The following is a 12,131-nucleotide window of genomic DNA, read 5'->3' on the forward strand; positions in this document are numbered from 1 at the left end:
AAAAGCGACCGCTGGAAGTGAATGTTAATCCAACTCCTAGCACTCGAAGCTACTTAAATGTGGTGAACTCCCGGCCGAGGCCGCACTATCCTGAACACGTCTTGATTTCGACCTCAAATTAGATTGAATCGGAAAGCATCGTCAAGCGCGATCTGTCCACTGGTTGTGTGCATAAGAGGGATCGGAACACCAAATATTGTAATCTGTGTGGATTGTGGGGAGGCTCTGGTGTGTTCCAAATCGGGCACAGGCAGCAGAACCCCGCCATTTCCGCAAAGCCAAGCGAAAATGCAAATTCAAGCTCATTTTTTCTGGGGGATATTTTTAGGAAAAATTATTCAGTGGATCAGAAAATTTAACGGGTAAAAAAGTCTGTGTACCCCACGCAATTTTACGCAGTAGTTGTATGGAGAGATCATATATAGTTTCTCAATTACCTTCGGTATCTGGTTAGGTTAAATTAGCGAGCAGATATGCATCACACCTCCTTCGGCAAGGACATTTCTCAGTTAGATGTGGTTCTTGTGGAACAGTCAAAACCCACCCAAGCAATCCTAAGGGGTATCTTAGGCACCCTGAAGCTTGGGCGCGTGCGTGTCTACGACAGTCCCAAAGATGCATTACCAATGCTCATCTCGGACCCACCAGATCTGGTGTTATCCGGTTGGGAGATGAAACCCGTCAGCGGTTTCCAGCTCTTAAAGCTTATGCGTTCAGGCCGAATCCCCGAGCTCATCAATGTTCCGCTCGTCTTTATTACGGCCTATGGCACCCGTGCTTTGGTGACGCGCGCCTTGGAAGCTGGGGCCCACCATCTGCTGGTGACGCCCATTTCATCCTCTGTTTTGAAGAAATCGCTAGAATCAATCAGCAAGGATCGCCGTCAGTTCGTTCGCAACAACGACGGTGGTTTCATTATTGATGGAACGGCAAAGCGGCTGGAACAGAATCAGGCCAAGTTCGCAGCGCTCAACAAAGCGCGCGAATACCAGAAGGACGAGAACGCACCATCACCCGAATCTGAAATGGTGCCAAGGCCGCGCAGATCGTCGAAAAGAGATGAGAACGAACCTCTCTCACTCAAGGATCTGGAAGTTGGCAATGTTTCACCAGCAGACAAGTTCAGTCAAAACCCGTACTTGTCGCGCCGTACCAAGAAGTAACGTGCAAAATTGTCATCGGAATTGTGAAAATAATAACTGACCCTAGGATATTTAAAGCGACTTCCGGTGAATAGTTGAAACTACGGTACTCTAAGACTGGACAGGCACCCAAACACTCGTCATATTCCGGGAAAATTTACAAAGCCACCGATCTGGAAAGGCCAGACACATGAAACACCTTCTGCTTACGTTCTTCACATGGTGGAACAGTGACACGTGGGGCACTCGCTTCTTCACATGGAGAAAGGGTGAGTTCGTCGGGACCGATGACTTTGGTAACAAGTATTATAAAGAGCGCGGCGGCAAGCGTCGTTGGGTGATTTATAAAAACCTTGCTGAAGCCTCCCAGATCCCTGCCGGTTGGCACGGTTGGATGCATTACCGCACAGACACTCCACCAACAGAGAGTGGTTATGTCGCGCGTGAGTGGGAAATCGCTCACTCTCCAAACCTGACAGGCACACCAAATGCATATCGTCCAAAAGGGTCCATCCTGACACCGGAAAAACGTCCGGAAGTGACTGGAGACTACCACGCCTGGACACCTGGCGAATAAACCAGACACGAGTTACGAAAAAAGCCCGGTCAATCGACCGGGCTTTTTTAATGCGTAAAGCATCGCTGATTATCCAGCGTCTTCTCCGATCAGGCCGAGACGGCGATCGAGATAGCCGGCACAGTTCCCAATCAGACCATCTACATGGTTTTCAAAGAAGTGGTTTGCACCTGGCATTTCCTGATGGTCGATAATGATACCCTTTTGGGTTTTCAGCTTATCAACCAGAGCCTGAACATCCTTCTGTGGAACCACTTTGTCCTGCTCACCATGAATGATCAGGCCAGAAGACGGGCAGGGTGCCAGGAAGGAGAAGTCATGCAAGTTGGCTGGTGGGGCGATAGAGATAAAGCCCTCAACTTCAGGACGACGCATCAAGAGCTGCATGCCAATCCATGCACCAAATGAGAAGCCCGCAATCCAGCAAGCACGTGCATCCGGATGGATGGTTTGTACCCAGTCCAACGCCGCAGCAGCATCTGAAAGCTCACCTTGACCATGGTCGAACTGACCCTGGGAACGACCCACGCCGCGGAAGTTGAAACGCAAAACTGCGAAGCCGCGTTTCGCAAACATGTAATAGGTCTGATAGATAATCTGGTTGTTCATCGTGCCGCCAAACTGCGGGTGCAAATGAAGAACCAGTGCAATCGGAGCATTACGTTTTTTTGCTGGATGGAAACGGCCTTCTAGCCGCCCTGCAGGGCCATTGAAGATCACCTCAGGCATATACTGCAAAATCCTCTTGTTTTAGTCGGCAGCAAATGTCTGCCGGCTTTTTGGTATACCGGATCATTGTCGATTAAACTTGACTGCGAGACGCAAGTTTATTAGAACCAGTTTAGAATTATTCTACGATGAACCTCAAGGGCTACACTGAAAATCGGCCTCTATTGGAGAAAGGTATATCCAACTCGGCGCATGCACGTTATAGACCTCAACGAACTCAAAGGGAACTCTTTACCCCTTATCGTAAGCACCGTGGAAAATATCAAGGTTTCCATTTCCATAGAAACCCAATTAGGGCACTAAAGAACCCCATTTTCTGTGTTAAACTATGACAATAAACCGCGAACTGACATATTTAGACTATAACGCCAGCGCTCCACTGAGGGAAGAATCTCTTTTAGCTCTTCAGGAAGCCTACAAAGCAGCTGGCAATGCGTCCTCTATTCACAGCAGCGGTCGGCGCGCCCGATCCATCATCGAAGATGCAAGGCACAAAATTGCAGATCTGGTAGATGGCAACCCGGCGAATATCATTTTTACGAGTGGAGCGTCAGAGGCAAACGTCACAGCATTATCGCCCACTTGGCTAAAAAATGGCGAGCCCTATATTCTGACCCAGGTTTTTGTGAGCGCAATCGAACACCCATCCATTATAGCTGGTGGTCGGTTTGCAGCCCAAAACGTTCAAAGCATTCCCGTTGATGAAGACGGGCGCGTGGTGGTGAGTGAACTGCGCAGACTGCTTGAGAAGCTGGGAGAAGATGAAACCGCATTGGTATCTGTTATGGCTGCCAATAGTGAGACCGGTGTTTTGCAACCCCTGCAGGAAATCGGCGTTCTCACAGAAGATTTAGGTCATCTCTACCATGTGGATGCAGTCCAGATGGCAGGGAAAGAACCACTTTCAATGGCCATGATTGGCTGCAACTCCATGTCGATCTCCTCCCATAAAATCGGAGGTCCGCAAGGGGTTGGTGCTCTTATCCTCGGGAAAGGCGATTTTCGCCCCATTCCACTGCTGACGGGTGGCGGACAAGAATCGTGGAGAAGAGCCGGAACAGAGAATACGGCAGGTATTGCAGGATTTGCGGTTGCGGCAGCGCAATCAACTAATCCTGATGAACATGCTAGGATTTCGCGCCTGCGAGACCATATGGAAGAGAGACTGAATGAACTCTCTTCTGATGCGATTATCTTCGGTAAAGATGTCGCGCGTCTTGGCAACACGACGTGTTTCGCAGTTGAAGGGATTTCAGCTGAAACCGCACTGATCAACTTTGACTTGTTTGGTGTCGCTGTTTCATCTGGGTCTGCTTGTTCATCCGGCAAAGTAGGCGCATCCCATGTGCTTCTTGCAATGGGAGTATCGGAATCATTGGCGCGTGGCGCAATCCGGGTCAGTCTCGGTTGGGCGACAACCCATCAAGATGTTGAGCGTTTTTTAGGCGCTTGGACGAAAATTTATAAACGAATGAAGCCCACATAGAAGGGGTGAACGCCGTATATAAAAATAAACGAGGACAAACCCTCGTATAAATAAGGATGCACTGTGTTGCGACAGAGCATCTGTTAAGTAAGGGCAAACGGGTCCAATAATCGTACCCAATGCGGCTTTGAACCGCGTATGGAGACAAAGCATGGCGGCAGTCCAGGAAACAATTGATCAGGTCAAAGCAATTGATGTTGATCAGTATAAATATGGCTTCGTAACCGATATCGAAAGTGAGCTTGCTCCCAAAGGGCTCAATGAAGATATCGTTGCATACATTTCGGCTAAAAAAGACGAACCGGAATGGATGCTCAATTGGCGCTTGGAAGCGTTCCGTCGTTGGAAGACGATGGAAGAGCCAACATGGGCGCGAGTTGATTACCCGAAGATCGACTTCGAAGACCTTCATTATTATGCAGCACCTAAAAAACGTGAGGGACCCAAGTCTCTTGACGAGGTGGATCCAGAGATTCTGGAAACCTACAAGAAGCTGGGCATTCCATTGTCCGAGCAGGAAATCTTGGCAGGTGTTGCACCAGAAAACCGCGTCGCAGTTGATGCTGTTTTCGATAGTGTTTCAGTAGCAACAACCTTTAAGGAAGAACTAGCCAAGGCAGGCGTTATTTTCTGCCCGATCTCCGAAGCAATTCGTGAGCATCCAGAGCTGGTTCAAAAGTACCTTGGGTCTGTTGTTCCGGTCTCCGACAACTTCTACGCAACATTGAACTCAGCTGTGTTCTCTGATGGGTCGTTTGTGTACATTCCACCAGGCGTGCGTTGCCCAATGGAACTGTCCACCTACTTCCGCATCAACGAGCCGAACACAGGCCAGTTTGAGCGTACGCTGATCATCGCAGATAAAGGCTCTTATGTGTCTTATCTGGAAGGGTGTACTGCCCCTCAGCGCGATGAAAACCAGCTGCACGCTGCTGTGGTTGAGCTTGTTGCTCTGGAAGATGCACAGATCAAGTATTCTACCGTTCAGAACTGGTACCCAGGCGACTCTGAAGGCAAAGGCGGTATCTACAACTTCGTGACCAAGCGTGGCGACTGCCGCGAAAAGAACTCCAAAATCTCTTGGACACAGGTTGAAACCGGTTCTGCCATCACTTGGAAATACCCAAGCTGCATTCTGCGCGGAGATAACTCACAAGGTGAGTTCTACTCCATTGCGATCTCTAATGGTCACCAGCAGATCGACAGCGGCACCAAGATGATCCATCTGGGCAAAAATACTGCCAGCCGGATTATCTCCAAGGGTATCTCCGCAGGTGTCTCTCAAAACACCTACCGCGGGCAGGTTTCCGCGCATCGCAAGGCATCTAACGCACGTAACTTCACCCAGTGTGACTCGCTTCTCATTGGCGATAAGTGCGGTGCCCACACCGTCCCTTACATCGAAAGCAAGAACTCCTCAGCGGTGTTCGAGCACGAGGCAACAACCTCCAAGATCTCCGACGATCAGATGTTCTACTGTCAGGCCCGTGGCCTTGATGAGGAAGAAGCTGTCGCATTGATCGTGAATGGTTTTGTCCGGGACGTAATCCAGCAACTGCCGATGGAATTCGCAGTTGAGGCACAAAAACTGATTTCGATCAGCCTTGAAGGAAGTGTGGGCTAAAACGCGGACCACCGCGTTTGCCTCGTACCTATTGAAGAATTGAAAAGACGAGAACGATAGATGCTTGAGATCAAAAACCTGCACGCCGAAGTTGATGGCAACAAAATCCTTCGCGGCATTGACCTGACCGTTCGCCCAGGCGAAGTCCACGCGATCATGGGACCAAACGGGTCTGGTAAGTCCACCCTGTCATATGTATTGGCAGGCAAAGACGATTACGAGATCACCGAGGGCTCCATCTCCTACAATGGCGTTGACTGGGCTGAACTCGGTGCCGATGAGCGCGCCGCTGCCGGCATGTTCCTTGCGTTCCAGTACCCGATCGAAATCCCGGGTGTTGCAACCATGACCTTCCTGAAGACTGCGTTGAATGCACAGCGCAAAGCACGCGGTGAAGATGAAATCTCCACCCCTGACTTCATGAAGCTCGTACGTGAGAAATCCAAAGAGCTGAAAGTGACGCCAGACATGCTCAAGCGTCCACTCAACGTTGGCTTCTCCGGTGGTGAAAAGAAACGCGCTGAGATCCTGCAGATGTCTCTGCTGGAACCAACTCTGTGCGTTTTGGATGAAACAGATTCAGGTCTGGACATCGATGCACTGCGCGTTGTTTCTGAAGGCGTCAACCAGCTTCGCTCCCCTGAGCGCTCTATGATCGTGATCACGCACTACCAGCGTCTGCTGGACCACATTGTACCGGACGTCGTGCACGTTCTGTCCAAAGGTAAGATCGTGAAAACCGGTGGCAAAGAGCTTGCTCTTGAACTGGAGAAAAACGGTTACGCTGATTACGTCGGCGAAGAAGCTGCTTGAGCTGGAGGGTAACCGATGAATGCTCCGGCAAAGATTCAAGAGACTAAAGCAGAGCAGAGCCTGAACGCTCAGTTCGACGCAATTTTCGCGCAAACAACGCAGGAAAACGCAAATCAACGCAAACAGGCGTGGGATGCTTTCAAAGCGAAAGGTATTCCACATCGCCGCGTTGAAGAGTGGCACTACACAGACCTGCGCACCAAGATGAACGATGCATTTGCATTGGCTTCAAAAACCGCACCTAAAGCTGATGCTTTGAAGGGTGCTGGTGATCTGAAGACCCATCGCATTGCTATCGTCAATGGCCGTTATGCGCCAGAATTGTCTTCAGATCAGGATGTTGCAGGCTTGAGCATCGCTCAGACCAACGGCTTCCTGGCAGCACAGCTCGGCACCGATGATGCCATGGCGCACCTCAATCAGGCTCTGGTTCAGGGCGGCATCAGCATCAAGATCGATGCAAATGCAAAGATTGAGCTACCGATTGAAATCGTTCGTTACACCGACGGTTCCCAAGTCAGCTCCTATGCAGGCACCACGGTTGAGATCGGTTCGGGCGCAAAAACGCTCATCATCGAGAGCTTTGAAGGCGATGCCGACGCTGCTTACCAGTCCAACGCCCTCACAGAGGTCAAGGTTGGCGATAAAGCAGATGTGCACTGGCTGAAGCTTCAGGTGGAAAGCGCAAAAGCGCAGCATATCGAAACGCTTAGCATTGAGCTGGGTGCGGAAACTAATTTCCAGCACTTCATCTACAATGAAGGCGCATCGCTCTCTCGTGCCCAGCTCTTCCTTGAGTTCAAGGGCGAGGGCACCCATGCTGGCCTGCGCGGAACATCTCTGCTCAAAGACAACCAACATGCTGATATCACACTGTTTGTGAAGCATGCCGTTCCAGGATGTGAAAGCCGCGAATACTACCGCTCTGTCGTCGACGACAAAGCCCGCGCAGTGTTCCAGGGCAAGATCATTGTGGAACAAGCTGCTCAGAAGACTGATGGTCAGATGATGATCAAAACGCTTCTGCTGAGCGATACCGCTGAAATCAATGCCAAACCTGAGTTGGAAATCTTTGCGGACGACGTTCAGTGCGCCCATGGTTCCACTACCGGCGACATTGATGAAGACCTGCTATTCTACCTCATGGCACGCGGTATTCCAGAAGCTCAGGCACGCAAAATCCTCGTTCTCGCATTCCTTTCTGAAGCTATTGAGGAATTTGAAGAGGAACAGTGTGTAGAATTGCTGGAAGCAATGACACGCAGCTGGCTTCATGCCGATGATATGGTGAGCGAATGACCAAGGTCGACAACACGGCTTTCACAGCTCCATACGATGTTGAGAAGGTTCGGAAAGATTTTCCGATCCTTTCAACTCAGGTCTATGGCAAGCCGTTGGTCTACCTGGATAATGGTGCGTCAGCCCAAAAGCCGACAGCGGTGATTGATGCTATCACCAAAGCCTACACCCAGGAATATGCCAATGTGCACCGTGGCTTACACTATCTGTCGAACACAGCCACCGAAAACTTTGAAGCGGCACGCGAAACCGTGCGCCGCTTCCTGAATGCCCCAAGCGTTGACGAAATTGTTTTCACAAAATCAACGACTGAAGCAATCAACCTTGTGTCCTACGGCTTGGAAGATGACATCCAGGAAGGCGATGAAATCATCATCTCCATCATGGAGCACCATTCCAACATCGTGCCTTGGAACTTCCTTCGGGAACGCAAAGGCGCTGTCATCAAATGGGCACCCATTGCAGAAGATGGTACGTTTCTGCTGGATGAGTTTGAAAAACTCCTGACAGATCGCACCAAAATCGTCGCAATGACCCATATGTCCAACGTCACCGGAACTGTGGTTCCAGTGAAAGAAGTCACGCGCCTTGCACACGAACGTGGTGCAAAAGTGCTGATCGACGGCTCGCAAAGTGCAGTGCACATGCCTGTCGACGTTCAGGATATTGGCTGTGACTTCTATGCGATCACCGGGCATAAGCTCTACGGTCCAAGTGGCATCGGCGTGCTCTACGGCAAGAAAGAGATTCTCAACAAGATGCGCCCATTTCAGGGTGGTGGTGAGATGATCAAGGACGTGACCGAGTGTCTCGTCACCTATGCTGAAGCTCCGCATCGTTTCGAGGCCGGCACCCCGCCAATCGTTCAGGCTATTGGATTAGGGGCCGCCCTTGACTATATGGAGAGTCTGGGGCGCGAAAACATCGCATTGCATGAAGCGTCCCTACGTGATTATGCAGAGCAGCGCTTAAAGGAAGTCAATTCCCTGAAGATCTTTGGCAACGCCAAGGATAAGGGATCGATTTTCTCCTTTGAGATTGAAGGGGTTCACGCCCACGATATCTCGATGGTGATTGACAGAGCGGGCGTTGCAGTTCGGGCCGGTACGCATTGCGCGCAACCTTTGCTGGCGCGTTACGGCGTGACCAGTACATGCCGTGCAAGTTTTGGCCTGTACAACACCCATGATGAAGTCGATCGCCTGGTAGAAGCCTTGCGTAAAGCGCAGATGATGTTTGGTTAGGACCTATGACAGACAACACACAAACAAGCGAGTTCTCTGACGGACCTTTGACAACTCCGGAAATCAACCAGAGCTCCGCAATTCCTGCGGAAGAGCTGGAGCGTTTGACCGGCGATATCATTGCTGCGATGAAAACCGTATTCGATCCGGAAATTCCGGTCGATATCTACGAGCTTGGCTTGATCTACAAGGTTGATATCGAGGATGACCGCGCGGTCAAAATCGACATGACTTTGACCGCTCCAGGCTGCCCGGTTGCTGGCGAAATGCCAATTTGGGTAGAAAACGCAGTAAGCTCTGTACCAGGCGTTGGCACCGTGCAAGTGGATATGACCTTTGATCCTCCATGGGATCCAAGCCGCATGTCTGACGAAGCTCGCGTTGCATTGAACTTCTTCTAAGGTTCGAATAGCGCTTACAATGTATGGCACCTCGACTGTGTTGAGGTGCCCATGGAGGGTGCAAAATGGCCTCAGGATTTCAGGTACTATCGCTGACGGACGAAGCGGCTGATTACATTCGCACTTTGCTTGAAGCAAGTGATGCCGATCCACTCGGTTTGCGTGTCGCCATCAAGACAGGTGGCTGTGCGGGCATGGAGTACGAACTGGATCTGGTGACAGAAGCAAAATCGGGCGATGATGTCGTTGAAGATAAAGGCGTAAAAGTCTTTGTTGATCCAGCAGCTACGCTTTATCTGCTTGGAACGGAAATGGGTTTTGAAACGACGAAATTCCGCTCTGGTTTTACGTTCAAAAATCCAAATGAAGTCTCTGCATGCGGTTGCGGTGAATCCGTAGAGCTGCTGCCAGCTGATCTTTCAAAGTTCGCTCAGAAAAACTAGTAGCGCTCAAGTCTGAGCAGCTACGGCAATAGGTGGGATGCCGTGTCTCTTTTTAATTCATTGAAAAACGATAATCTCGAGACGTGGCATTCCTACACCAAACATGAATTTGTTCAGGGCCTTGGCGATGGAACTCTGCCAATTGCAGCGTTTAAGAAGTACCTCGTCCAAGACTATCTCTTCCTGATTGAGTTCGCCCGCGCCTATGCGCTTGGCATGTACAAGTCCACTGACCTTGCTCAGATGCGAAAATGTCTTTCCTCCGCAAGAGGCATCCTTGAAGTAGAGATGAGCCTTCATATCCGCCTTTGCGAAAGTTGGGGCCTGTCTGAAAACGAGATTGTCGCAACTCCGGAAGAGCCAGCAAATCTTGCATACACCCGGTATGTTCTCGACACCGCAATGAAGGGCGATATGCTCGACCTGAAAGTTGCACTCGCACCTTGCGCTATTGGTTATGGTGAAATTGGTGCTGAGCTGGCAAAGCAAGATGGGGCACTCGATCCAAGCAATCCATATGCAGAATGGATCAAAGAATACTCCAGTGATGAGTATCAGGAACTCGCCGCTGATGCGGTGAAGGAAATCGATGATCTCGGCGCGCTCTATGCGACTGACGCACGCTACGCCAAATTGTCTAGAATATTTAGAGAGGCCACTAGACTTGAGGCCAATTTCTGGCAGATGGGTCTCGAGCTATAATCATTCAAAAGAACACATCACATTTCTGTGAGTGGATGAAACAGGCAATAATCTTGTCGGTCTTCGACTGAATATTGCAAGCTTTCAATATATTTATATCTTTTGGTGATTGCTTATGTCTTTATCCTCATTCTTTCTATCTGATAAACGCCCGGTATTCCTGAAGAATATCCGTTGCCGCCCCATGTTTGGTGGTCACGGATATTATATGAATGGCAAAATGTTTGCCCTCGTTCGTGAAAAGTCACTCTATCTCAAAGCGGGATCCAATAACGTGGCCGACTTTTTACTGACTGGCCAGCTGCCTTACATTCATCAGTGTTTTGGAGAATATTTCCCGACGAACTTCTATTCGGTTCCGCTGAATATTGTCGAGGATGAAGTCCAGCTGACACGATGGATTGCAAAGGCAATACGCCAACTTGCTCAAGCCAAGGAGAGTGCGAAAGCCTCTTCGGCCTTGGATAGCCGACAAAAAAAGACGGCAATCATACGATCTGCCGTCTCGAATACGTTTCTATTTTAAAAATTAGCGCTGCTTAAGCAACCTGTGTCACGCTGGGGATCTTCTTCTCTTCCTCAGCTTTCACGAGGTTGCGGCCAGCTTTCTTGGCAGCATAAAGCGCAAGGTCCGCACGAGACACCATGCTTTCTGCACTGTCGCCAGGCCGGAAAGTTGAAATGCCAATAGAGATCGTTATGCGACCAAGGTTCTCACCGGTAGAACGCTTCACGAGTTCTTTCGCCACAACGTTCTTACGGACCTTCTCAGCAATCACCTTTGCATCTTCAATGGTGGTTCTTGGCAGAATGATGCCAAACTCTTCACCACCATAACGACACGCAATATCGTTGTTCTTGACATTCTGCTTCACCGCCAGCGCCACAAGTCGAAGAACCTGGTCGCCGGTCTGGTGTCCGTAGTTGTCATTAAACTGCTTGAAGTGATCGATATCTGAAATCAACAAGGAGAGGGGAGCATGGCTCTCTTCTGTCTCCTTAACCGCACGCACAAGACTCTGATCGAAATGCTTGCGGTTGTTCAGTGTGGTCAGTTCATCGGTGAGCGATTCATAACGGATCGCCTCCAAACCTTCTTGCAAGACACCGATCTGACGGCGAGAATCAACCAGCTGTTCGCGAAGCTCTTGATTGCTCTCAGCGGTTTCAGTGGTCAGTTTTGCAAGATGAATGACAAGTTGGGAAAGTTGAGAACGATCACTGACGTTCTCAAGAGCGCTCAATGTACGGGCCAGCTCTTCACCGTATTCGGTGGTTTTGAGTGTTCCCTTATCAAGCGCAGAAATCAATTCCCGAACTTCCTCGGAGATCTTGTCGCCAACTTCGTCAATGCGCTCACCCAAACGGTTCGGCGATAAAAAGCGGTTATAGATCTTCTGAGTCTCTTCAGGAGAAATTTTGCCATCACGGGCAAGAATCTTATTGATGGTCCGGTTCAGGGCCCGGTTAAACCCGGAAGCGTAAGAATACCACAGCTCATAGTTGCGTGGAAACGCTGGAAGCTTATTCGTCTTGATGTAATCGAGCGCACTGTCTGCATAAACAATCGTACGCTTGAACTCGTCTTCTTGACTCATGATTGCATCACCGCGTCACGGAAAGGGCTACCCCATAATTAATAAGCTAATTTAACATTAGCTTATTTAATGG

At 49.9% G+C, this 12,131-nt stretch carries 13 protein-coding genes; 11 read left to right on the forward strand and 2 right to left on the reverse strand.

Annotated elements, in window-relative coordinates; genetic code table 11:
* The first annotated feature begins 473 nt into the window (after positions 1-473).
* Entirely contained in the window at positions 474-1,163 is a 690-nt protein-coding gene (locus tag PsAD13_RS15425) for a response regulator (protein ID WP_063318711.1), read from the forward strand.
* 169 nt (positions 1,164-1,332) lie between these two features.
* Positions 1,333-1,719, forward strand: coding sequence for an NADH:ubiquinone oxidoreductase subunit NDUFA12 (locus PsAD13_RS15430; protein WP_057465168.1), 387 nt, complete (start codon positions 1,333-1,335; stop codon positions 1,717-1,719).
* Positions 1,720-1,788: 69 nt separating this feature from the next.
* Here the strand turns inward: PsAD13_RS15430 and PsAD13_RS15435 are convergent, their stop codons facing one another.
* Positions 1,789-2,448: an alpha/beta hydrolase gene (locus PsAD13_RS15435; RefSeq protein ID WP_057465167.1), complete on the reverse strand. Its 660-nt coding sequence runs from the start codon at positions 2,446-2,448 to the stop codon at positions 1,789-1,791.
* Between the two features lie 328 nt (positions 2,449-2,776).
* Between PsAD13_RS15435 and PsAD13_RS15440 the strand changes: the two genes are divergently transcribed.
* The 9 genes from PsAD13_RS15440 (at position 2,777) to PsAD13_RS15480 (ending at position 10,986) form a co-directional block, all read left to right on the forward strand.
* A complete protein-coding gene (locus tag PsAD13_RS15440; protein ID WP_063318712.1) occupies positions 2,777-3,934 on the forward strand; it encodes a cysteine desulfurase family protein in 1,158 nt (385 codons plus the stop codon).
* Positions 3,935-4,085: 151 nt separating this feature from the next.
* Positions 4,086-5,558, forward strand: coding sequence for a Fe-S cluster assembly protein SufB (sufB, locus tag PsAD13_RS15445; protein ID WP_057465165.1), 1,473 nt, complete (start codon positions 4,086-4,088; stop codon positions 5,556-5,558).
* A 60-nt stretch (positions 5,559-5,618) separates the two neighbouring features.
* Entirely contained in the window at positions 5,619-6,371 is a 753-nt protein-coding gene (gene sufC / locus PsAD13_RS15450) for a Fe-S cluster assembly ATPase SufC (RefSeq protein ID WP_057465164.1), read from the forward strand.
* 15 nt (positions 6,372-6,386) lie between these two features.
* Positions 6,387-7,670, forward strand: a complete 1,284-nt coding sequence (gene sufD / locus PsAD13_RS15455; RefSeq protein ID WP_063318713.1) for a Fe-S cluster assembly protein SufD — start codon at positions 6,387-6,389, stop codon at positions 7,668-7,670.
* Positions 7,667-8,914, forward strand: a complete 1,248-nt coding sequence (locus PsAD13_RS15460; protein WP_063288639.1) for a cysteine desulfurase — start codon at positions 7,667-7,669, stop codon at positions 8,912-8,914. The genes sufD and PsAD13_RS15460 overlap by 4 nt, the downstream gene beginning before the upstream one ends.
* 5 nt (positions 8,915-8,919) lie before the next feature.
* Positions 8,920-9,315, forward strand: coding sequence for an SUF system Fe-S cluster assembly protein (locus tag PsAD13_RS15465; RefSeq protein ID WP_063288640.1), 396 nt, complete (start codon positions 8,920-8,922; stop codon positions 9,313-9,315).
* A 65-nt stretch (positions 9,316-9,380) separates the two neighbouring features.
* Entirely contained in the window at positions 9,381-9,758 is a 378-nt protein-coding gene (locus PsAD13_RS15470; protein ID WP_057465160.1) for an iron-sulfur cluster assembly accessory protein, read from the forward strand.
* A gap of 42 nt (positions 9,759-9,800) precedes the next feature.
* Positions 9,801-10,460 carry a thiaminase II gene (gene tenA / locus PsAD13_RS15475; RefSeq protein ID WP_063318714.1) on the forward strand — a complete coding sequence of 220 codons (660 nt, stop codon included), beginning with the start codon at positions 9,801-9,803 and terminating at the stop codon, positions 10,458-10,460.
* 115 nt (positions 10,461-10,575) lie between these two features.
* Positions 10,576-10,986, forward strand: a complete 411-nt coding sequence (locus PsAD13_RS15480; protein WP_082831175.1) for a TfoX/Sxy family protein — start codon at positions 10,576-10,578, stop codon at positions 10,984-10,986.
* A gap of 13 nt (positions 10,987-10,999) precedes the next feature.
* Here the strand turns inward: PsAD13_RS15480 and PsAD13_RS15485 are convergent, their stop codons facing one another.
* A complete protein-coding gene (locus tag PsAD13_RS15485) occupies positions 11,000-12,058 on the reverse strand; it encodes a GGDEF domain-containing protein (RefSeq protein WP_057465157.1) in 1,059 nt (352 codons plus the stop codon).
* Positions 12,059-12,131 lie beyond the last annotated feature (73 nt).

Source organism: Pseudovibrio sp. Ad13, from assembly GCF_001623225.1.
In the GTDB taxonomy this organism is placed as follows: Bacteria; Pseudomonadota; Alphaproteobacteria; order Rhizobiales; family Stappiaceae; genus Pseudovibrio.